The organism is Bacillus cereus group sp. N14 (assembly GCF_016483555.1).
Taxonomy (GTDB): domain Bacteria; phylum Bacillota; class Bacilli; order Bacillales; family Bacillaceae_G; genus Bacillus_A; species Bacillus_A wiedmannii.
The window spans coordinates 1-244 of record NZ_JAEHBQ010000121.1 but is presented as its reverse complement, the minus strand read 5'-3'; the positions used below and the strand labels follow the sequence as shown (position 1 = coordinate 244).

The following is a 244-nucleotide window of genomic DNA, read 5'->3' as shown; positions in this document are numbered from 1 at the left end:
TACGTGAACAGTGGGCAAAAGAACGAAAGTATATTGGTATGGATTTCCTTGGTCAATGCTATGCAATGGTTCCCCCTCTCGTTCACTTCTCAACGAACTCTACCTACTATTTATGGGATGTACTAACTACCGCGCTTGTCGGAAACACTAACCTTGCAAAAACTGAAACAATTAATAGTATCGTTCATACATACGGACCAAGCCAAGGACGTACAGAGGAAGCTGCTAATGGACGACCTGTAAA

Annotated in this window: 1 pseudogene; it reads left to right on the top strand. The window is 42.6% G+C overall.

From position 1 onward, the window contains the following. Positions 1-244 (top strand): annotated as a pseudogene (locus JDS82_RS29360) (nucleoside hydrolase); the annotation flags it as partial.